Origin of the sequence: Herbaspirillum sp. GCM10030257, assembly GCF_042666555.1 — a bacterium.
Lineage (GTDB): Bacteria > Pseudomonadota > Gammaproteobacteria > Burkholderiales > Burkholderiaceae_D > Noviherbaspirillum.
Window position 1 is genome coordinate 63,941 of sequence record NZ_JBHTDH010000003.1, and the last position, 21,994, is coordinate 85,934.

16 protein-coding genes are annotated in these 21,994 nt (G+C 56.0%); 6 read left to right on the plus strand and 10 right to left on the minus strand.

All coding sequences use genetic code 11. From position 1 onward, the window contains the following. Positions 1 to 2: 2 nt before the first annotated feature. The 4 genes from ACFQUU_RS05045 to ACFQUU_RS05060 form a co-directional block, all read right to left on the minus strand. On the minus strand, positions 3 to 3,107 hold the full coding sequence (locus ACFQUU_RS05045) for an efflux RND transporter permease subunit (RefSeq protein ID WP_382243566.1): 3,105 nt from the start codon (positions 3,105 to 3,107) through the stop codon (positions 3 to 5). An 11-nt stretch (positions 3,108 to 3,118) separates the two neighbouring features. Further along, positions 3,119 to 4,327, minus strand: coding sequence for an efflux RND transporter periplasmic adaptor subunit (locus tag ACFQUU_RS05050; protein ID WP_382243569.1), 1,209 nt, complete (start codon positions 4,325 to 4,327; stop codon positions 3,119 to 3,121). Positions 4,328 to 4,393: 66 nt separating this feature from the next. Beyond that, on the minus strand, positions 4,394 to 4,828 hold the full coding sequence (gene rnhA, locus ACFQUU_RS05055) for a ribonuclease HI (protein ID WP_382243572.1): 435 nt from the start codon (positions 4,826 to 4,828) through the stop codon (positions 4,394 to 4,396). A gap of 23 nt (positions 4,829 to 4,851) precedes the next feature. Then, the gene (locus tag ACFQUU_RS05060) at positions 4,852 to 5,631 is read right to left on the minus strand and encodes a class I SAM-dependent methyltransferase (RefSeq protein WP_382243574.1); all 780 of its coding nucleotides are present in this window, start codon (positions 5,629 to 5,631) and stop codon (positions 4,852 to 4,854) included. A 3-nt stretch (positions 5,632 to 5,634) separates the two neighbouring features. Here ACFQUU_RS05060 and gloB point away from each other — a divergent pair, with 3 nt between their 5' ends. Both gloB and ACFQUU_RS05070 read left to right on the plus strand, forming a co-directional pair. Continuing rightward, positions 5,635 to 6,408 carry a hydroxyacylglutathione hydrolase gene (gloB, locus tag ACFQUU_RS05065; RefSeq protein WP_382243577.1) on the plus strand — a complete coding sequence of 258 codons (774 nt, stop codon included), beginning with the start codon at positions 5,635 to 5,637 and terminating at the stop codon, positions 6,406 to 6,408. Between the two features lie 130 nt (positions 6,409 to 6,538). Then, the gene (locus tag ACFQUU_RS05070) at positions 6,539 to 8,059 is read left to right on the plus strand and encodes a transglycosylase SLT domain-containing protein (protein WP_382243580.1); all 1,521 of its coding nucleotides are present in this window, start codon (positions 6,539 to 6,541) and stop codon (positions 8,057 to 8,059) included. Between the two features lie 125 nt (positions 8,060 to 8,184). Here ACFQUU_RS05070 and ACFQUU_RS05075 read toward each other — a convergent pair whose 3' ends face one another. The 4 genes from ACFQUU_RS05075 to ACFQUU_RS05090 are packed head-to-tail and all read right to left on the minus strand — an operon-like array spanning position 8,185 to position 13,687. Next, entirely contained in the window at positions 8,185 to 9,786 is a 1,602-nt protein-coding gene (locus ACFQUU_RS05075; RefSeq protein WP_382243583.1) for an ABC transporter ATP-binding protein, read from the minus strand. Next, positions 9,783 to 10,826 (minus strand): ABC transporter permease, encoded by a 1,044-nt coding sequence (locus ACFQUU_RS05080; RefSeq protein ID WP_382243586.1) that lies wholly within the window; start codon positions 10,824 to 10,826, stop codon positions 9,783 to 9,785. Before ACFQUU_RS05080 ends, ACFQUU_RS05075 begins: the two co-directional genes overlap by 4 nt. Beyond that, positions 10,823 to 11,884, minus strand: coding sequence for a microcin C ABC transporter permease YejB (locus ACFQUU_RS05085; RefSeq protein WP_382243589.1), 1,062 nt, complete (start codon positions 11,882 to 11,884; stop codon positions 10,823 to 10,825). Before ACFQUU_RS05085 ends, ACFQUU_RS05080 begins: the two co-directional genes overlap by 4 nt. Before the next feature lie 3 nt (positions 11,885 to 11,887). Further along, positions 11,888 to 13,687 (minus strand): extracellular solute-binding protein, encoded by a 1,800-nt coding sequence (locus tag ACFQUU_RS05090; protein ID WP_382243592.1) that lies wholly within the window; start codon positions 13,685 to 13,687, stop codon positions 11,888 to 11,890. 336 nt (positions 13,688 to 14,023) lie between these two features. Between ACFQUU_RS05090 and fabI the strand changes: the two genes are divergently transcribed. Together fabI and ACFQUU_RS05100 are read left to right on the plus strand one after the other, a co-directional pair. Continuing rightward, a complete protein-coding gene (fabI, locus tag ACFQUU_RS05095; protein ID WP_382243595.1) occupies positions 14,024 to 14,812 on the plus strand; it encodes an enoyl-ACP reductase FabI in 789 nt (262 codons plus the stop codon). A 363-nt stretch (positions 14,813 to 15,175) separates the two neighbouring features. Further along, positions 15,176 to 16,579 (plus strand): DEAD/DEAH box helicase, encoded by a 1,404-nt coding sequence (locus ACFQUU_RS05100; RefSeq protein ID WP_382243598.1) that lies wholly within the window; start codon positions 15,176 to 15,178, stop codon positions 16,577 to 16,579. Positions 16,580 to 16,718: 139 nt separating this feature from the next. On the opposite strand, the gene senA is transcribed toward ACFQUU_RS05100, so the two are convergent. Continuing rightward, the gene (senA, locus tag ACFQUU_RS05105) at positions 16,719 to 17,912 is read right to left on the minus strand and encodes a selenoneine synthase SenA (protein WP_382243601.1); all 1,194 of its coding nucleotides are present in this window, start codon (positions 17,910 to 17,912) and stop codon (positions 16,719 to 16,721) included. A gap of 174 nt (positions 17,913 to 18,086) precedes the next feature. Between senA and ACFQUU_RS05110 the strand changes: the two genes are divergently transcribed. Together ACFQUU_RS05110 and leuA are read left to right on the plus strand one after the other, a co-directional pair. After that, positions 18,087 to 18,536: a GNAT family N-acetyltransferase gene (locus ACFQUU_RS05110; RefSeq protein ID WP_382243604.1), complete on the plus strand. Its 450-nt coding sequence runs from the start codon at positions 18,087 to 18,089 to the stop codon at positions 18,534 to 18,536. Positions 18,537 to 18,941: 405 nt separating this feature from the next. Beyond that, positions 18,942 to 20,627 (plus strand): 2-isopropylmalate synthase, encoded by a 1,686-nt coding sequence (gene leuA, locus ACFQUU_RS05115; protein ID WP_382243606.1) that lies wholly within the window; start codon positions 18,942 to 18,944, stop codon positions 20,625 to 20,627. 111 nt (positions 20,628 to 20,738) lie between these two features. Here the strand turns inward: leuA and egtB are convergent, their stop codons facing one another. Next, positions 20,739 to 21,986, minus strand: coding sequence for an ergothioneine biosynthesis protein EgtB (gene egtB, locus ACFQUU_RS05120; protein WP_382243609.1), 1,248 nt, complete (start codon positions 21,984 to 21,986; stop codon positions 20,739 to 20,741). Positions 21,987 to 21,994 lie beyond the last annotated feature (8 nt).

Here is a 21,994-nt window from a genome sequence, read left to right on the forward strand (position 1 = left end):
GTTTAATGTGCAGTAGCGGCAACCGGGGCCACGGGCTCGGCCGGATCAACCGGCGCCGGCAAATGGGCCTTCTTGCGCGCAAGGAAAGTGTAAAAGGTGGGGACGACAAATAAGGTCAGCAAGGTACCAAAACTCATGCCGCCTACAATCACCCATCCAATCTGGATTCGCGATTCTGCACCCGCGCCGGTGGCAAGCGCAAGCGGAATCGCACCAAGCACCATTGCACCTGTTGTCATGAGGATAGGACGCAGACGCAGTACGGCAGCCTCAATGATGGCGTCATGCATGGACTTGCCCTCTTCCCGCAATTGATTGGTAAATTCCACAATCAGGATGCCATGCTTGGTAATCAGCCCGACCAATGTGATGAGACCGATCTGGCTGTACACGTTCAGCGTCCCGCCTGTCCATTTCAATGCCGCCAGCGCACCGGCCATCGAAAGCGGGACGGTGAGCATGATGATGAATGGATCGACGAAGCTTTCGAACTGCGCAGCAAGCACGAGGTAGATAAATGCCAATGCCAGGATAAAGGTTAGTGCCAGGCTGCCACTGGATGCACGGAACTCACGTGATGAACCGGACAGGTCGGTTGCGTAACCCGGCTTGATGATGGATTTGGCAGTCTGCTCCATGAAATCGATTGCCTCGCCCTGCGTGTAGCCATTGGCAAGGTTGGCAGAGATCACGACCGCGCGCCGCTGACCAAAGTGATTCAGCTCACGCGGGGCGACCGTTTCCCTGACCTTGAGCAGGCTGGACAACGGGATCATCTGATCAGGCGTGCCATTCTTGCCGACACCGCGAACAAAGATGTTATTGATATCGTCGGGTGCGTCGCGCTCGCCATTGCGAATCTGGACCACGACATCGTACTGGTCGCCGCCCTTCTTGAAGCGCGTTACGTTGCGTCCGCCGAGCATGGTTTCCAGCGTGCGACCAACGGTTTCGATCTGAACACCGGCATCGGCCGCCTTGTCGCGGTCCACGTCCACGTTGACCTGTGGTTTATTGAGTCGCAGGTCCGTGTCGATGTTAACTAGTCCGGGATTCTTGCTGGCTTCAGCGACGATATTTTGCACCACGCCCTGCAGTTCCTCGTAAGATGCGTTGGTCATCACGACCAGGTTCACCGGGCGCTCCCGGATCGATTGACCGAGTGACGGCGGTGCATTCGGAAAGGCCAGCAGGCCGGGTATGCCTGCCATCTTCGGTTGCATTTCCTTAATCATGTCCAAGGTTGACCGATCACGGTCGGCCCAGTCGACCGTACGGAAAATGGCGATGCCGCGTTCTACTGTCGGATTACCGGCGATGATGAACATGCGGTCAATTTCCTTGGTTTCTTCGGCGATTTTCTCGAGACGGTTTGCATACTTTTCAGTGTATTCCAGCGATGCGCCGTCAGGTCCTGTCAAGGAAGTGAAGATGGTGCCGCGGTCTTCCACCGGTGCCAGTTCTCTCTTGAGGTTGGCACCCAGCCACACCAGGCCGCCGATCACAAGCAGATAGATCAAGGTGACCAGCCAACGGCTGGACAGGCTTGCGGTTAGCAGACGACGGTATCCCTTGGTCAAGCCGTTCAGACCGCTCTCGATCGTACGATACAAAAAGCCATGCTGTTCCTGGTGGCGCAGGAGCACCGAACACATCATCGGGGACAGCGTGAGTGCGATGAGTCCGGACACAACGACAGCGCCTGCGAGCGTCAACGCGAATTCAACAAACAATCTGCCAGTGCGGCCGGGGGTAAATGCAACCGGGGCATACACGGCGGCAAGCGTAAGCGTCATCGCGACGACTGCGAAGCCGATTTCCTTCGCGCCTTTGATCGCCGCATCGAAGGGTTTCATGCCGTCTTCGACATGGCGATAAATATTCTCAAGCACGACGATCGCGTCATCAACCACAAGGCCAATGGCGAGCACCAGTGCCAAAAGGGTCAGCGTATTGATACTGAAGCCGGCCATCGACATCACAGCGAACGCCCCGATCAACGAAACGGGAATCGTCACCAAGGGAATGATGGCAGCACGGAACGAACGCAAGAAAACAAAGATGACAATAGCGACCAGTATCACCGCTTCGCCGATCGTCTTGTACACCGAATTGATGGAGCGGTCGATGAACAACGTGTTGTCCACCGAGATATCGATACGCACTCCTTGGGGCGCCAGCTCCTCGTTCAGCCTCGGCAGCTCGGCCTTGACATAGCCCGCGAGCTCGAGCGGATTGGCGGTCGCCTGGCGAATGACGCCCAGCGATACAGCATTCTTTTTATTGAACCGGACCGACGAGCGCTCGAGCGCCGGCCCAACCTCACCCTGGGCCACGTCGCGTATGCGCACAGCATAGCCATTGACCGTGCGGACGATGATGTTTTCAAACTGCTCCGGCGTTGTCAGGTCGGTTTGCGATACGACGGAAAATTCGCGCTGGCGTGATTCGATACGACCGGCTGGCACTTCAATGTTTTGCTTTCGCACAGCATCTTCAACGTCGGCTGGTGTCAGCCGATACGATGCAAGCTTGTCGCGGTTGAGCCAAACGCGCATTGCATACTTGCGCTCGCCGCTGATACGCACGTCGGCCGCACCCGGGAGTAATTGCAGACGCGGTTTGACGATACGGTTGGCCACATCGCTCAGGTCGAGCGCGGACCTGGTGTCGCTTGAAAACGAAAGCCACATGATGGGGCTGGCATCGGCTTCGACTTTGGCGATGACCGGCTCTTCGATGGTTTGTGGCAGCTTGGAGCGCACGCGAGATACGCGGTCGCGCACATCGTTGGCGCCGGAATCGGGATCTTTCTCGAGACGAAAGCGAACCGTGATCTGGCTTTGTTCAGCGCGTGAAATCGACGTCAGGACATCGATGCCGTCAATGCCGGCAATCGAATCTTCCATCGGCTTGGTTACCTGCGATTCGACAATTTCAGAACTCGCTCCCGGATACCGGGTTTCCACCGTGACCACCGGTTCGTCGATCTTCGGATATTCGCGTACTGCCAGCCTTTTGTAACAGACAAGTCCGATCAGCACGATGATGAGGGACATCACGGTGGCAAAGACCGGACGGCGGATACAGATGTCGGATAAGACCATGTGCTCTCCGCTTAGCGTTTAGCGAGTACCGCACCGTCCGCGGGCGCAGCCGCCTGGCTGGGGCCTCCCTGGACGGCGGGCTTGTCGGAGGGCGAACCACCCTGCGCGTTCGGCGTACCCGGCGCAATCCGGACCGGCGTGCCGTCTTTGGACAGTCGGATCTGGCCGGCAGTGACGACGGTGTCGCCCGCCGACAGGCCGTGCACGATTTCGACCTTGGCCGCACGGCGCAACCCGGTCTTTACTTCCGTGCGCATGGCCTTGCCGTCGACGACCTTCCAGACAGTCACTTTGCCGCCCTGGGGAACGATTGCCTCTTCGGGCACCATCAATGCGTTTTCCCGTTCAGCAAGGAGCAACCGGACCCGTGCAAACATGCCTGGCTTTAAACGGCCTTCGGGATTGTCGATGCGTCCGCGCAGCAGCGCGGAGCGTCCGGAACTGTCGACCTGGGGATCCACGGCGTCGACTTTGGCCTTGAAGGGTTTGCCGGGCAAGGCGTCGACAATCACTTCGATCGCCTGCCCCCGTTGCACCAGATCGGCGTAGCGTTCCGGGATACGGAAGTCGACCTTGACGCTGGAGATATCTTCCAGATTAACAAGGTCCGCACCATCTTTGACATAGTCACCCACACTGACGGTACGTATCCCGACAATGCCCGAGAACGGTGCCTTGATTTCCAGTTTGGATAAGCGCGCTTCCGCCAGCGCCAGCTTGGCCTCCAGAACCTGCACGTTGGCCCGCGATTCGTCACGTGCCCGGTCGGAAATGAATTTCTGCTTGGCGAGGTCGGCGTTGCGCTCGAAGTTTGCCCTGGCAATACCCAGTTCCGCCTTTGCCTGCAAGACTTCAGCCTGATTGACGGTAGAGTCGAAGGCAACCAACACTTGTCCCTTCTTCACCCGCTGACCGTCATCGAAATTGAGGCGGGTAATCCGTCCTGCTACTTCGGGTCGGATCACAACGGATTCATTGGATCGGATATTCCCGACGGCATTGACATCGTCGACCAGATTGACGACGGTCACCTTGGCGACATCGACGGCAGCCGGGCTATTATTCGCCGAAGCGCGTAAGCCCCCGGCTTTTTCAGGCGTCGGTGTCGAAGTTTGTTCGGTGGGTCCCTGGGGTTTGCGCTGTTCGAAATAGGCGTAAGCGCCAAGTGCGGTAATTCCGGCCGCCGCGATGACGGGGTAAAGCAGTCTCCGGGTATTCATTTGTCTTTATATCGTTCCAAATTGCAACATTTTTGCTGTTGGACGAATGTAGCACAACAGAACAGTTCAGGACACTGACGCAACGCCCATATTTGCAAGCGCATCAGCCCGTTCGTTGCCTTCATGCCCGGCGTGTCCTTTTACCCACCGCCATTCAATTGTATGCGTCGCGCGCGCCGCATCAAGGGCTTGCCACAAATCGACGTTCTTGACAGGTTCCTTGGCAGCGGTTTTCCATCCGCGTGCTTTCCAGCCGTGTATCCATTCGCTGATGCCTTTTTGCACATATTGGCTGTCGGTATGCACGATGACCGTGCAGGGACGCTTGAGCGCACTCAGTGCCTCGATCACAGCCTTCAGTTCCATGCGGTTGTTGGTGGTGTTCTTTTCACCACCGAACATTTCCTTCGTATGCTCGCCCGCAACCATCAACGCGCCCCACCCGCCGGCGCCAGGGTTTCCCTTGCAGGCACCGTCAGTGTAAATCTCTACTTTATCCATGTTGTACTTCAGCTCTTACTTATTCACTTATGTTTTTGAACACGATTGGTGACGGCGACGCCCTGCCGCGCGTGGGCGGGCTTCCTGGTCCAGGCTGGACCGATCAGGCGCATGCCGCGTACCCGCTTGATGGCCTGCACTATATAGACTGCACCGAGGTAAGGCCACCACCTGTTGCCGGCTTCTTCCATGAATTCAAACCGGGTCAGCCATTTTTCGGTCATACAGGGAGGCGCGTAACAGCCGAAGTGGCCACGGTTGACTTCCATATTGAGTAGCTTGAGCCAGTCCTTCAGGCGCGGCAGGCTGATGAATTCACCGTTTTGCGGCAGGAAATGGGCGCCAGTCAGGCGACCCGCAACCTGACGCAATCCCCATAGACTGGCGGGATTGAAGCCGCAGATCACCACCTGGCCTTCGGGAATCAACACCCGCTCGACCTCGCGCAGGACCTGGTGCGGTTCCTCGGCGAACTCCAGAACATGGGGCAAAACCACCAAATCCAGGCTTTGTGAAGCAAAAGGCAATTCAGCAAAGTCGTGCACGACCACGATGCGTGACGAACCATCACTGCCGTCGTTCTCGTTCGGGATATGGGTATCCGTCAGCCACTTGTTCGGCATCCGGTTGGCGTTCAGCGCATTAATCTGTGGCAATCCGATTTGCAGCGCGTTGAAACCAAAGATGTCAGCCGTCAACAAATCCAGTCGTTCCTGTTGCCAGGCGCGCACATAGCTGCCCACTGGCGTCTCGAGCCAGGGACCGAGCGCTATAATCGGCTTTTCAGGTAACCGGTGATCCATCGTATGTTAAGTGTATTGACTGTTCCCGCGTTCCAGGACAATTACCTCTGGCTGATTCATGATGGTACTCGCGCCGCCGTCGTTGACCCGGGCGACGCGACGCCTATCCTCGACGCCCTTGCTGCACATGGTCTTTCCCTCGCCGCTATTCTACTGACACATCACCATGCTGACCATGTCGGCGGTGTGCCGCAATTACTGATGCGATTTAATGTACCGGTTTTTGGCCCGCGTCAAGAAGTGATTTCTGGCGTGACCTATCCTTTACAACAGGGAGACAACGTTGATGTACCCGGCCTGAACCTTCGTTTCGAGGTGTTGGACGTTCCCGGCCATACGCGTGGCCATATTGCCTACTATTCGCCCGAGCAATCATGGCTGTTCTGTGGCGATACCCTTTTTGCCGGCGGTTGCGGACGCTTGTTTGAAGGTACGCCGGAACAAATGGCAGAGTCACTCGGCAAGCTCGCCGCATTGCCGGACGATGTAAAAGTGTTTTGCGCGCATGAATATACCTTGTCAAATCTGCGCTTTGCGCAGGAGGTCGAACCGGGAAACGAGGCTTTGCGCGTCCGGATGACGCAAGAGCAAGCCAAGCGCGACAAGGGGGAACCGACCGTTCCGTCGACCATCGCCCTCGAAAAGGCGACAAATCCGTTCCTGCGTTATCGCGAACCAGCGATCGCAGACCGATTATTAGCTACAGGAAATATTTCTAGCAAGGAACCTATTGCCGTGTTTGCTGCCTTACGGCAATGGAAAAATTCCTACCGTTGATGTCCGCGGTATAGTTGTCGAAATATTATCGAGCACCGATAAATCTTGACGCAGGAAAACACCATTACGTAAACTCCGTCGATTAAATTGGGCGCCATATTTGCCCTTACCCATTAGCAAGCGAGGAAACATGTATCCGCTGAAAAGAAGAACATTCCCATTAACAGCGCTTCTCATCCTCGGCGCCCCAGCCGCCACCCAAGCAGCAGACCTTTCTCTTCCCTTCTATAACTGGTCGCAGGTTTCCGCGATGGAGCGGCCTTACGATCCCAACGATCCGCTGGCCCAGATTCTGGCTATCGAAGAAGTGGATGTCTGGGCACGCATCCGCAAAGGCTTTGCCATTCCCGATCTGGAAAGCCCGCTTGTGGTAAGCCAGACTCAGTGGCACGCTTCTCGTCCGGACCATATACAGCGCACGACCACTCGTGCATCGCGTTACCTTTTCCACGTTGTGCAGGAGCTTGAAAAACGCAACATGCCTACCGAACTGGCCTTGTTGCCTTTTATCGAATCGGCATTCAACCCGCAGGCATATTCGAGCGCGCATGCAGCCGGCATGTGGCAATTCATCCCGTCCACCGGGCGTGATTTCAACCTGACACAAAGCATGTTCAAGGATGAGCGCCGCAACGTGTTGGCTTCGACCGATGCCGCACTGTCGTATCTTGAAAAGCTTTACGGCATGTTCGGTGACTGGCAGCTTGCACTGGCCGCCTACAACTGGGGCGAAGGCTCGGTGCAGCGTGCGATCAACAAGGCTCGCGCCGCGGGCCAGGCCACGGATTTCAATACGCTGTCGCAGTACATGCCTCTGGAGACAAAAAATTACGTCCCCAAGTTACAGGCTGTGAAGAACATCATTGCGGCACCGGCGAATTATGGCATTACGCTGCCAAAGATCGATAACCAGCCTTACTTCGTCACTATCGGTAAAACCAGGGATATCGATATCAAGGTAGCCGCGCAATTGGCGGAATTGTCGATCGACGAATTCAAGGCGCTCAACCCGCAGTTCAATCGACCGGTGATTGCCGGCAGTTCCGATACAAAAATTCTCCTGCCGCAAAGCAATGCCGAGAAGTTCAAGTCCAATCTTGCGAAATGGGGACGCACCCTGTCATCCTGGACGGCCCACAAGGTCACCAGTGCGAAGGAAAGAATCGAGACGATCGCATCGCGCTTCGGCACCACGCCGGAAGTGATTCGTGAGGCGAACAACATTCCACCTAAAACACTGCTCAAGGCCGGGTCCACCGTTCTTGTGCCGAGATCCGACCATGCCCCGGAAGCCGATATTGCTCCGGAACTGGTGGATACGGCAACGATGATTACCGCGCCGGATGTACCGGATACGCGACGGATCTACGTCAAGGTGGGTAAGAAAGACACGCTCGCCTCGATCGCACAACGCCATCAGGTGACCGTCGAGCAGATCAAGCAATGGAATAATCTGAAGCATGAGCGTGTCAGCCCGGGTGGAAGCTTGCAGCTGAATGTGCCGTACAAACAGAGAACCGCAGTCGCTCGCAAGGCCGCGCCTGAGCCACGCAAATCGGCGCAGCAAGCGCCGAGGTACCGTAAGGCCGCGCCTGCTTCAGCTCCATCAAAGAAAACTGTCGCGACGAATACCAAGAAAAGCCGCAGTTGACGGATCTGCACTGACAAGTATGTCGGTCGTTCATCGCCTGTCATTCCCGCACGCCGGGAATGACGGGTCTCAACCTCCAAACCTCACACCACTCACTGCCAGGCCATGACGAACCAGGCGGTCTTTCAGGCTTCTTTGGCCTCTTCCACTTCCAGGGTCGAGTAGGTCGCCGCCGCCAGTAGTCGCTTTGTATACATTTCCTTTGGCCGTGATAACACTTCGTCGGTAGGCCCGCTTTCGACAACCTTCCCGTCCTTCATCACCATCACCCGATGCGCCATCGCACGAATTACTGCAAGGTCATGGCTGATGAAAACATAGGCAATTCCGTACTTGTGCTGCAGTTCTGCGAGCAACTGCAGGACCTGCCTCTGCACCGAGACATCAAGGGAAGACGTTGGCTCGTCGAGCAAAATCAGCTCCGGTTTCAGGACGAGCGCGCGTGCGATCGCGATGCGCTGGCGCTGGCCACCAGAAAACTCGTGCGGATAGCGTGTCATCATCTCCGGGGCCAGTCCAACTTCTGCAAGCGCATTGGCGACCGCCTCGCGCAGACCATCGCGCCCCAGATCAGGCTGGTGCAGAGCGAGGCCCTCGCCCACGATTTGCTCGATGGTGCGCCGGGGCGACAACGATGCGAACGGATCCTGGAAAACGACCTGCATTTTTGCCCTGAGCGGCCTTAGCTGGGAGCTGGTCATTTCGCTGATTGGATGACCAATGAAGGAAATGCGTCCGTGAACAGTTGCCGATGACAGCCGGACCAGGGCCATACCGAGGGTGGACTTGCCCGACCCCGACTCACCAACAATGCCAAGAGTCTCATGCGGCTTCAGTTGCACTTCCACGCCGTCGACAGCGACAAAAGGAATGGTCTTGAACATGCCACGCTTGATGGCGAAGGTGCAGCGCAGCTTATCCGTTGCGAGCAGCGGCAGCGCGTCGTCGCGTATTTCATTCACCATCCGTGTGGGATGACTGGCGAGCAGCTTTCGCGTGTAGTCTTCGCGCGGATTGGCAAACAGTTCGGCGGTCGTTGCCGTCTCGATCAGAAGTCCCTTTTCCATGACGCCAACACGGTCCGCAAAATGACGCACCAGATTGAGGTCGTGGGTAATCATCAGCACGGCCATATTCTCTTCGCGCTGTAACTGGTTCAGCAGTTCGAGAATCTGTACCTGTATCGTGACATCCAGCGCTGTAGTCGGTTCGTCCGCAATCAGCAGTTTGGGTTTGCAGGCCAGTGCCATGGCAATCATTGCACGCTGACGCTGCCCACCAGACAACTGGTGCGGGAATGCTAGCGACCTTCTTTGCGGCTCGGGAATACCGGTTTTGTCCAGCAACTCGACAGTCCGCCGGGCAGCCTCCTTGGCACTGATGCCTTCATGCAGCATGAGCACTTCGGCGATCTGGTTACCGATGGTGAACAACGGGTTGAGCGCTGTCATCGGCTCCTGGAAGATCATCGCGATGTCTTTGCCGCGTACTGACCGCATTGCGCGCTCAGGTTTTTGCAACAGATCCTGGCCTTCGAACAATATACGGCCACCATATTCGGCATCGAGGTTCAGGCGCAATATGGAAAGTGAAGTCACGGTCTTGCCCGAACCGGACTCGCCAACCAGGGCAAATTTTTCACCCGGAGCGATACTGAAACTGACATCGTTTACAACGGTCGCCGGCCCAAAGCCGACTCGCAGGTTTTGTACATCCAGCAGGCTCATGCCTTCCTCCGCACGTCGAGGGCATTGCGCAAGGCATCGCCGATATTGGTCAGCAGCAGGAGCGTCATGGTGAGTACGACAAACGTCGACAACGCGATCCACCATGCGTCCAGATTGTTTTTGCCTTGCGCCAGCAACTCGCCGAGGCTGGGTGTCGACGGCGGAACGCCAAGACCAAGGAAGTCGAGACTGGTCAGGGCAAGAATGGCGGCGCTCATGCGAAATGGCAGGAATGTCACCACTGGAGTCATACTGTTCGGCAACACATGGCGCCAGATAATCTGGCCATTCGACAGGCCGAGCGCGCGTGCCGCCTGCACATACTCGAGGTTACGATTGCGCAGGAAATCTGCGCGCACATAGTCGGATAAGCCCATCCAGCCGAACAGCGACAGCAGGATAAGGAGCAATCCCAGTCCCGGCTCGAAAATCGACGCGAAAATGATGAGCAGGTACAGCTCGGGCATTGAGCCCCAGATCTCCATGAAACGCTGGAAGAACAGGTCAGTCTTGCCCGCAAAGTATCCCTGTATCGCTCCAGTGATCAAGCCAAGAATCACGCCGGTGATCGTAAGCGCCAGCCCAAACAATACCGAGACGCGAAAGCCATACAGCAAACGGGCAAACACGTCACGTCCACGATCGTCGGTACCCAGCCAGTTCTCGCTGGATGGCGGCGCCGGGTTGGGCGACTTCGCAAAGTAATTCAGCGTATCGAATCGGTAATGGTTGATAGGATAAATCGCCCAGTTACCGTCGCGCTCAAACTGGTCCTGGATAAACGGATCCAGATAATCCGCTGGCGACGCAAAGTCACCTCCGAAAGCCTTTTCAGAGTACGTCGTCACAATCGGAAACATGATCTGGCCGTTGTAACGGACAATCAACGGCTTGTCGTTGGACACCAGTTCGGCAACCAAGCTGATGCCAAACAGGATACAAAAGATGATCAGGCTCCAGTAGCCACGGCGGTTCTGCTTGAAACGCAGCCAGACCCGCCGGCCTGGTGAAATCGATCTGGTTGGTTCACTCTGATTCATCGGTTCAGGCTTTCGAATTGCACGCGCGGATCAACCCACACATAACACAAATCTCCCAACAGTTTGACGACGAGTCCGATCAGCGTAAACAGGTAAAGCGTCCCCATTACGACTGGATAATCACGGCGTATCACCGATTCATAGGACAGCAGTCCCAATCCATCCAGCGAGAACAAGGTCTCGATCAGCAGACTGCCTGCAAAGAAAGCACCAATGAACGCAGCGGGAAATCCGGTAACCAGCGGGATCAGTGCGTTGCGGAACACATGCTTATAGAGAACGGTTTTTTCATTGAGGCCCTTGGCCCGCGCCGTCAGTACGTATTGCTTGCGAATCTCTTCCAGAAAGGTGTTCTTGGTCAGCATGGTCATGACAGCAAAGGAACCTGCAACCGACGCAGTCACCGGCAAGGCGATATGCCAGAGATAATCCATGACTTTGCCGAACCAGGACAGCTGCTCCCAGTTATCCGAGGTGAGTCCCCGCAGCGGAAACCATTGAACGAAACTGCCACCGCCAAACATCACCAGCAGGAATACGCCAAGCACAAATCCGGGAATCGAATAGCCGATGAGGACCGCAATACTGGTCACGACATCGAACCGGCTACCTTCCCGTACCGCCTTGGCAATCCCGAGCGGCAGTGAGATGAAGTAGGTAAGGAAAAAGGTCCAGAGGCCAAGGCTGATCGAGACTGGCAGCTTAGACTTTACGAGGTCCCACACATCCTTGTGATGATAGAAACTGTTGCCGAGGTCAAAGGTGGCGAACCCCTTGAGCATCTGAATGAATCGTTCGAGCGGCGGCTTATCGAAGCCATATAGCGCCTTGATTTCCTTTACCCGTTCCGCGTCGATCCCCTGCCGTCCCCGGTATTCGGAGCCACCTCCACCGCTTGCTTCGCCAGCGCCGACTTGTCCTTTTTTAAGCTCCATCAACGCTTGCTCAACAGGACCGCCGGGCACGAACTGGATCACTGCAAATGTGATGGCAATGACACCAAACAGTGTTGGAATCATCAGGAGAATGCGCTTGCCAATATAGGACCAGATATTCATTGCTTACCTCGGCTTCTTCTGCCACCAGGTGGATATCACATAGGGATCGGCTGCATAATACAAAGGCATTTTCTCTGGAATGCCGAACCGGTCACGGTAGGCAACACGATGCGTCGACGAAAACCAGTGCGGCACAACGATGTACTTATTGAGCAGGACACGGTCCAGCGCCTTGGCCGCCCCTTCCAGTTCCTTGCGCGATTCGGCAGCAACGAGGTTGGCAACCAGCTTGTCGACTACCGGGTCCTTTAATCCCCACGCATTATTCGAACCTTTTTCGTCGGCAGCCTTGGAGCTGAACATGTCGAACAGTTCATTGCCCGGGCTGGTCGTGTCCGGGAAACGGATGCTGGTCATGTCAAAGTCAAATTCTTCCATGCGTTTCTGCACAAGCGCGTAGTCGGCGGTGCGTTGGTTGACCTGAATGCCCAGCTTCTGCAGGTTACGCACATAGACGCTGATAATGCGCGACAAGGCCGACTGATCGTCCAGGATTTCGAAAGTAAATGGCTCGCCCCTGGCGTTACGCAAGGCGCCATCACGATATTCCCAGCCAGCCTCCTTGAACAGGGCACGCGCCTGCAACAGGTTGGCACGCAGCGATGACGGAGGATCAGTGCTTGGCGGCACGGGTACCGGACCAAATACCGCAGGATCAAGTTGGGCACGCATGGGATCGAGGAGCTTCAGCTCTTCTTCGGAAGGTGTGCCTGTCGCGGCAAGATCGCTGTTATTGAAGAAGGAGTAGATGCGCTTGTACTGGTTATAGAAAAGCTGGCGGTTCATCCATTCGTAGTCGAGTGCCAGCCCGAGCGCCTTGCGCACGCGGATGTCCTGAAACTGCGACCTGCGCAGATTCATCACAAAACCCTGCATGCCGGCGGCATTGGAGTGCTTGAGCTCGCGCTTGACGATCTCGCCGCTGGTGAACTTTGGTCCAATGTAGCTGCGTGCCCAGTTTTTCGCGCTGTATTCGACCACCACATCGAATTCACCGGCCTTGAAAGCTTCCAACCGCGCGACGTCGTCCTTGTAGAACCGGTAGATGATGCGTTCGAAGTTATACATACCCTTGCGTGAAGGTACGTCATTTCCCCAATAATTCGGATTCCGCTTGTAGACAATGGAGCGGCCGACATCGTAACGCTCAATCAGATAGGGGCCCGTTGCAATCGGCGGCTCCAGCTGGATATTGTCGAAGCTTGTGTTGGCGCCCCACTTTCGCGAAAACACCGGCACACCGCCGACGATCAGCGGCAACTCCCGGTTAAGTGCCTTGAAGTCGAAGCGTACGGTGCGGTCATCGACGACGACGCATTCCTTGACGTCGGCGAAGATCGACTTGAACTGCGGCGCGCCCTTTTGTACAAGCATGTCATACGAATGCTTGACGTCCGCCGCCGTTACCGGGTCGCCATTATTAAACTTTGCTTTTGGATTGAGCCGGAATGTCATTGCCATCCGGTCCGGCGCCAACTCCATGTCCTCTGCCAGCAAACCATACATGGTCGCGACTTCATCCGAAGAGCCCGTCGCCAGTGTTTCGAACATCAGGTTCGAGACACCCGCCGCAGCAACACCCTTCAGCGAAAACGGATTGAACTTGTCAAAGCTGGTACGTCGATCGGGATTGGCAAGATAAAGCTCGCCACCACGCGGCGCGTCGGGATTAACGTAATCGAAGTTCTTGAACCCGGCCGGATAGCGCGGCGTGTCGTACAGGGAAAAAGCATGGGCGCCGAAAGCGCTACCGCTGTAGGGAACAAAAAGGAGAAGCAGGAGTGAGGTAAGTAGTGTGCGCATTCGCCTGATTGAAAGATGCCGAAAGATGCGTCTGGCAGCGCCAGGGTCGGGGTATTTTACCCAAAGGTATATTGCATGGTGCCGGTTTTCATCCAATATCAACAATCTTGCCAGATGTTAATGAAATTTCCTTGTTTTATCATGCGAGCCGCAAAGAAAACTTGCGCTTGGCCAAGGCGACCGCTGATACGAAAAGTTGCCCGGTTGACCAAGTCTCCCTACAATCTTGCCCAGTTCACGCAAAGACGGCCTTGGCCGTACACGGCGACCGGCCGCGAAAACCGCGATTCCTATCCCGTACCGCGTAAAATACGACAAATTCATCTGGAGTCATCTATGGCATTCCTTCAAGGCAAAAAAATCCTCATTACCGGCTTGTTGTCCAACCGTTCCATTGCTTATGGCATCGCACAGGCATGTAAACGTGAAGGCGCTGAACTCGCCTTCACCTATGTCGGCGACCGTTTCAAAGACCGTATTACAGAGTTTGCGAAGGAATTCGGCAGTGATCTCGTATTTGATTGCGACGTCGGAAGCGATGAACAGATCGAAGCAGTCTTTGCCGATCTGGGCAAGTCCTGGAACCAGCTCGATGGTCTGGTCCATGCTATTGGCTTTGCACCTCGTGAAGCGATTGCCGGCGACTTCCTGGATGGCTTCACACGCGAGAATTTCCGTATCGCGCATGACATTTCGGCTTACAGCTTCGGCGCGCTGGCGAAAGCAGCACGGCCCATGCTGAGCCAGAACGCATCGTTGCTGACCCTGAGTTATCTCGGTTCAATGCGCGCATTACCCAACTACAACACCATGGGTCTTGCCAAGGCCTCTCTGGAAGCGAGCGTACGTTACCTTGCTGAGTCGCTCGGCCAGCGTGGCGTGCGCGTAAATGGCATTTCCGCAGGCCCGATCAAGACATTGGCCGCAAGCGGTATCAAGGACTTTGGCAAGATACTTAATTTCGTCAAGACTCATGCCCCGCTGAGGCGCAATGTCACCATCGAAGATGTCGGAAATACCGCAGCTTTCCTGCTGTCGGATCTGGCAGGTGGCATTACCGGCGAAATCACCTATGTCGATGGCGGTTTCTCGCATGTGGTCGGTGGTATGGCCGATCCAGATTAAACTTAATAACAGTTACGCAAGTCCGGGTCATGTCAAGATTATTTTTCATTGACCCGGGCTTACGAGGACATATTTTGCACTGGGAAAAATAGTCGGACACGACAATTTATAACTCTGTATAATGCGTCCTGGTGCATCGCAACAAGCGGTCACCCTTAGTCGCATCGCAACCCTTTAGCAATAAACCATAAAGCCCTCCGCCTCTGGTGTCGCCTTAACAGACACCGTCCCGGCGCAAAGCTTTTGTGCCGAAATTTCTCAGAACATTTCTCAGCTGTTTCGTTGGTTGGCGTTGCCTTTTTAATACGCTCGCAGACTCGTCACGAATGTGGTCGCGGCGTTGATTTTTAAGAAAGAAACACAATGACTTTTGAAGCACTAGGCCTGCACTCGTCCATTCTCAAAGCACTGACGGAAGCCGGCTATACAAAACCTACTCCGGTCCAGGAGCAGGCGGTTCCCGCAGCATTGCAAGGTCGTGACCTGATGGTCTCCTCGCAGACGGGTTCCGGCAAGACGGCCGCATTCATGCTGCCGGCTTTGCACAAATTCGCAGAAGCAGAACTGGAAGCACAGCCAGGCGCCAAGACTTCCAACCAGGAACGTCAGTCTGCACGTTCGCGTGGCGAGCGCCCGCGTTTCCAGCCAGCGCAGCCAAAGATGCTGGTCCTGACCCCGACACGCGAACTCGCGCTGCAGGTGACCAATGCCACCGACAAGTATGGTTCGAATCTGCGCCGTGTACGCGCGGTCTCCATCCTCGGCGGCATGCCCTACCCGAAGCAAATGCAATTGCTGTCCAAGAATCCGGAGATTCTGGTAGCGACACCTGGCCGACTGATCGACCATATGGAATCCGGCAAGATCAACTTTTCCCAGCTCGAGATCCTCGTCCTGGACGAAGCCGATCGCATGCTGGACATGGGCTTCATTGAAGACATTGAAAAGATTGTCGAAGCTACGCCCGAAACGCGCCAGACCATGCTCTTCTCGGCAACGCTTGATGGCGTAGTCGGTAACATGGCGAAGCGCATCACACGCGATCCGCTAGTCATTCAGATCGCCAGCGCGGGCAACAAGCATGAAAACATCCAGCAGCGTGTCCACTTTGTCGACGATCTGTCGCACAAGAATCGCCTGCTCGACCATCTGCTGCGTGACGCAACACTCGACCAGGCAGTTGTATTCACTGCGACCAAGCGTGATGCCGACACCATCGCTGATCGCCTGAATATCGCCGGCTTCGCTGCTGCCGCACTGCATGGTGACATGCATCAGGGCGCGCGTAATCGTACCCTCGACGCATTGCGCCGTGGTCAGGTTCGCGTATTGGTAGCAACCGACGTTGCCGCACGCGGCATCGACGTACCGGGCATCACTCACGTCGTGAACTACGACTTGCCGAAGTTCCCGGAAGACTACGTGCACCGTATCGGCCGTACCGGCCGTGCAGGCCGCAATGGTCTGGCAATTTCGCTGGTCAACCATGCTGAAAACATCAATATCAAGCGCATCGAACGCTTTACCAAGCAGTTGATTCCGGTTGATATCATTGAAGGCTTCGAGCCAAAGAAGACAGCATCGGCACCTCGCAGCGCACGCAAGCCGGGCGGCTGGAAACCGGGCGACAATCGCAGCGCCAGCAAGCCGGGTCAGCGTACCTTCAGCAAGCCGGGCGCTCCCCGCAAGGAAGGTAGCGGCGGCTTCAACAAGGGCTCGCGTTTTGGTGACAGCGGCGGCAACCGCCGTTCCTTCGGCGACCGTTGATGTACCAATGATCAAGCATTTTCGCTGCATGCGAATACCTGATCACAAGGCGTAGATAGTAAAAAGAGATGGCCATCGGGTTACCCCGATGGCCATTTTTTATGCCGGCTAGTAAGCAAGAGTAAAGCTGCCCTAACCGTTACAATGCGCAGGTTCGAAAACCTGCAAACAAATCATCGCGCTCCGGCAAGGCGAAATTCCGAAACTTCAAAGACCTCATTCTGCGCCGTGTGGCAAACGATGCGCCGCGCAATACCTGGTGGCTATTGAAATGCGGTGCCGAATACTCCTTATACGCATCGGCGGAAAATCCTGGATAGGGTTCAAAAGGCGAACACGTCCATTCCCACAAATCACCCCAACGCAATGCGGGATGACCGGAAAGAGCCGCATATTCCCATTCAGGTTCCGTTGGCAAACGTCGATCGGCCCAGACGCAATACGCCTGCGCCTCATAGAGACTCAAGTGGCGCACAGGCTCGTTGGGCGGCAATACGATCTCCCTGTCGAAGCGTTGACATAACCAGCGACGCCCATCACGTATCCAGTCGCGTGGTGCAAAGCGGTCTCTCGCCATCAGCCAGGCACGTCCACCATTCGTCCAGAAGTGCGGTTTCTGATATCCGCCGTCGGCAACGAACTCGCCGTACTGTGCGTTTGTCACCAGCGTCGAGTCCATGATAAAGGCAGGAACGTGACAGGCATGCATCCACTTTTCATTGTCGAATACAAAGCCTGCGTTATGCGGACTTCCAAGCTGTATGGTCCCGCCCGGAAAACGGATGTCGCCCTGCGCCCAGCTTGGCGTCTTTTGCTCTGCAAGCGGAGGCGGCAATGCGATGCCAAGCGTCTGCAGTGCCTGGGTCATGAGCTCTGCACGCATATCCTCATAAGCGAGCACCAGCCGGAACGGATAAAGGGATGCATCGTCCTTACCCGTGCGTCCAAGCTTGTCGACAACACGGTCGAGCACCTCGTGGCAATAGGTTTTCAGCGCGCCTGTACGTGGCAATTCCACTTTCCAGCGCGTACGGTGCGACACGGTATTAGGATCAAACCAGTCATCCCCCTTGGTCAGCATTGAGGTACGCTGCGCAGCGACCGGGTCGCTCGAATACGCTTCGCGCAGCACATACCATTCGGCAAACCAGGCGATATGTCCAAGCTCCCACAAGGGAGGATTGAATTGCTCGCTCACAGGCACAGGAACCTTTGCGGCAACATCAAGGCCGGAGGCTGCAAAGGTATCGAACAAGGAGAGCGTATCGCGACGTGCTTCTTGCAAAGCAACGCCAAGCTCGCTCGGTAATGCAGTACGGAAAGAAACGTTCATAATTGCATTTGGGTTACCGCCCTCCCACTGGAGTGCGCCGGTATCGGTGCGGCTCTATGCAAATGCGGCAAGCAAGCCGGCCTATATGCTAATGCCGACCCGCTTTATGCTAATTTTGCACACTCTGCACCGGAGACGAACAATGTACACCAACCACACATCGGGAGATACACCATGCCGGTAAGCACGCGACAGGCCGTTTTGGCCGACCTCGGCCTGATTGCCCCACTGTTTGACGGCTACCGCTGTTTCTATGGCAAAGACACCGACCTTGCGACAGCCCATGCGTTTATTGCCGAGCGATTGATGCTGCGTGAATCTGTCATATTTCTTGCGCTGGATGAAGCCGGCACTGCGCTAGGCTTCACACAGCTTTACCCGTCGTTTTCTTCGGTCAGCGCACGTCGTATCTGGATTCTCAACGACTTGTTCGTCACGTCACAGGCGCGCGGGCACGGGGTTGGCAAGGCGCTGCTGGAAGCGGCCAGGCAATACGCCATTCAGACCGGGGCCAAGCGCCTTGTATTGTCGACCGCGAACGATAATCCGGCGCAAAAGTTATATGAGTCGCAAGATTATGTGCGTGACACAGGATTTTTGCACTATGAACTTGAGCTGGATTGAGATCGGTGCAAGCAGTTTTCGCTTGACACGTCGCCGTAGCATCTTCTACATTGAACGGATGTTGACCACCTACGCACAACTTGACACGCTATCGCTACTAGCAGGCTCCCTGCTATCGGCGGCGCTACTACGCGCCGCTCGCTGATACCCTCCTCGTGTTGTTTGTTGTTGTGTGTTGTACCCGCATCCAGATTGCGGTGCTTAAAATCCCAAAGGTTGACGATCCATGTATTTCAAGCGTATTCCAGTGACGTTCATTCAAGGCGATGTCATCGCTGCGATGATCTTTGCGCGTGCGCTATCGCTGCTACCGCTACCGATCGGTTGCCTGGCCTCGCGTTAGTGGCAGTCAGGCAGCCCTTCCGCCACATCGTACGACCATCCACATTTCCATAGAGGTATCCCATGATGTTGCAGAATCCGGCGGCGAAATATCGCCCGTTTTCCCCCGTACGCTTGATCGACCGAACGTGGCCTGACAAGGTCATCACGACACCACCTGTCTGGATGAGCACCGATCTGCGCGATGGCAATCAGTCGTTAATCGAACCGATGAATCCCGAGCGCAAGCTCCGTTTCTTTGAGATGCTGGTCAAGATAGGGATCAAGGAAATCGAAGTGGCCTTCCCTTCCGCGTCGCAGACCGACTTCGATTTCGTGCGCAAACTGATCGACGAGAAACGTATTCCCGACGATGTGACCATTGAGGTACTTACCCAGTCGCGCGAAGACCTGATCCGCCGTACGGTCGATTCGGCAACCGGGGCCCGGCGTGCCATCGTCCATCTGTACAACGCCATTTGTCCGACTTTCCGCCGCATCGTATTCGGCATGTCGCGTGAGGAAGTCAAGAAGATTGCGGTGGAAGGTACCCGCCTCATCAAACAGTTAACCGACGAGCGTCCCGAGACGGAATGGGTGTTTCAGTATTCACCCGAAACCTTCAGCATGGCCGAACTCGACTTTGCGAAAGAAGTATGCGATGCCGTCGCTGAGGTATGGCAACCGACCCCGGAGCGCAAGATGATTTTCAATTTGCCCTCCACCGTTGAGTGCAGTACGCCCAATGTTTATGCTGATCAGATTGAGTGGATGCACCGCAATCTTGCGCGCCGTGACAGCATCATTCTCAGCGTCCATCCGCACAATGATCGCGGGACCGCCGTAGCGTCGGCAGAGCAAGCGGTCATGGCGGGCGCCGATCGGGTCGAAGGCTGCCTGTTCGGCAATGGCGAGCGCACCGGAAACGTCGACCTTGTTACGCTTGCGCTCAATCTTTACACGCAGGGCGTGCACCCGGGACTGGATTTTTCGGATATCGATGAGGTGCGCAAATGCGTCGAGGAATGCAACCAGATCCCGGTGCATCCACGCCATCCCTATGTCGGCGATCTGGTGTTCACCGCCTTCTCAGGCTCGCATCAGGATGCAATCAAAAAAGGCTTTGCACAGCAACAGCCTGACGGCATCTGGGAAGTCCCGTATCTGCCGATTGATCCAGCGGACGTCGGGCGCAGCTATGACGCCGTGATCCGGGTAAACAGCCAATCGGGCAAGGGTGGCATGGCCTACCTGCTCGAACAGGAGTACGGCTTCAAGCTGCCGCGCCGCTTGCAGATCGAACTCAGCCGTGCCATTCAGAAGGTCACCGATGCGACAGGCAAGGAAGTGGGTGCCGAAGACATCTACGCGATCTTCCGTGAGGAATACCTGGAACGCAAATCACCGTTCATCTACCAGGGCCACCAGATGCTGCAAGACGCCGGGGCCGAGCAACGCGTCGAAGTGAAAGCCAACGTCGAGCGTGCCGGACGCCGTCTTAGTGTCACCGGAATCGGCAATGGGCCTATCGACGCCTTCGTTCAGGCGTTAGGCGTCGATATCACTGTCATGGATTATCACGAACACGCTATCGGCGCAGGGGCCGATGCGCGCGCCGCGTGTTATGTCGAACTGCGCGTGGACAATGGTCCGACGCTGTTTGGGGTGGGCATTGACAGCAACATCGTAACGGCATCGTTCAAGGCGGTGCTGAGTGCCGTGAACCGGCAGCTTGGCGGCGAGTCTAGCGCCGATGCAATCGCTGCATAAACATCAATCGGTGAATGGTTTGGTGGATCAGGCAGGAAGGCCTTGTGCCCGCTTGCCCGATCCATACCGAACGGCACTCCGTCACGTCCGGAGTGCCAAGATCTATCCCCATCAGAGCGAGCGGGCAAGCCTGATTCCCGTGAACTGCCAGCGTGCCGTCGCCGGAAAGAAGTTACGGTAAGTCGCACGGGTATGTCCCTCAGGCGTCGCGCATGATGATCCACGCAGTACATACTGGTTCGACATGAACTTGCCGTTGTATTCGCCGATAGCGCCTTCCGCAACCTGATATCCGGGATAAGGCGCATAGCTGCTAAGCGTCCATTGCCAACCGTAGCCAAACAATTGCGACAGCCCGCCCTTCTCGTGCGAACATGCGCCTCCTGCTGTGGGATGCAGCGCCGGCATGCCAAAATCATGACAGCTGCTTGCTGCGTTTTCCCATTCCGCTTCCGTCGGCAGGCGCGCCCCACTCCAGCGTGCGTAGGCATCCGCTTCAAAGAAGGATAGGTGCGTCACCGGACGATGCGGATCGATTTTCTGAAGTCCATACAAGGTGAACTCCTGCCAGCCGTTATTGGTACGTTGCCAGTACATCGGCTTATCGAGCTGATTGGCCTTCACCCAATCCCATCCCTCGGATAGCCATAGGGATGACTCGGCGTATCCACCTGCTTCGATAAACTTCAGATACTCAGCATTGGTCACGAGCCGTGACGACAAGGCATAGCGCTCGACAAACTGACGATGACGCGGCACTTCATTGTCGAAGCAAAAATCTGCGCCCGCATGCCCGACATGAACAACAGCAGCGTCAAACTCCCGCCACTGCATTGGCGCCGCCGCATCGCACTCTGCAAAATGCTCGTTGCTATAGGCGGGATATAGCGGACTCATCGACAGCATATGCTTGACGTCCGTCAGCATCAGTTCCTGATGTTGTTGTTCGTGATGCAGGCCCAAATCGACCAGCCGCGCAATCGTATCGACATTCGCATCTCGTTGCTCCGCGAGCAGCACGCCAATGCGTTCGTCGATGTTGCGACGGTAAGCCAGTACATCGCCAAGTGCCGGACGTGTCAGCAGCCCTCGCTGCGGGCGCGGGTGTTTGTCACCAACACCGTTGTAATAAGAATTGAACAGGACACGAAACGCCGGCTGGAAAGGCTGGAAATTTCGCTCGTACTGCTCAAGGATAAACGTCTCGAAGAACCACGTGGTGTGCGCAAGATGCCATTTGATCGGGCTGGCATCGGGCATCGACTGCGCACAACAATCCTCATCGGACAGCGGCTCCGCCAGCTGGCGGCTACGCTTGCGTACTGAATGAAACCGTGCAATCAGGGTGTCGGTATCCATGATAGTTT